The sequence below is a fragment of the Flagellimonas flava genome, from assembly GCF_050617915.1.
Taxonomy (GTDB): domain Bacteria; phylum Bacteroidota; class Bacteroidia; order Flavobacteriales; family Flavobacteriaceae; genus Flagellimonas; species Flagellimonas flava_A.
In genome coordinates this window covers 1-276 of record NZ_JBODQE010000051.1, presented here as the reverse complement: position 1 = coordinate 276, position 276 = coordinate 1, and the positions used below count along the sequence as shown (strand labels likewise).

The 276-nt window shown below is 55.4% G+C and carries 1 protein-coding gene; it reads left to right on the top strand.

Features of this window, described 5'->3' with window-relative positions:
- Window positions 1–84 precede the first annotated feature (84 nt).
- A partial coding sequence (repC, locus tag ACRHOZ_RS20935) for a replication protein C, IncQ-type (RefSeq protein WP_431130209.1) occupies window positions 85–276 on the top strand: 192 nt, incomplete at its 3' end.

Genomic DNA, 276 nt, shown 5'->3' with positions numbered 1-276 from the left:
AGGTCTATAAATTTACCTGGGCGAAAGAATCAGTATTATTGGTCAATGCGCCTGCTGTCCTAAGCCGAAACCCCAGAGGGCCAAATTCATATTGCCCTTAACCCTCGCTTTGCCGAAGCGCTGTCCGGGCATCATGTGCATGTATCACTGATTGAGCGCCGCGAGCTGCACAGCGACACCGCTCAGCTTACCCATGCCTGGCTGTCAGCATGGTTGCGGCAAGGGAACAGTAACAGCATCCGGCTTCACCGGCTGGCTGAGAAGGTTTGGGGGCCG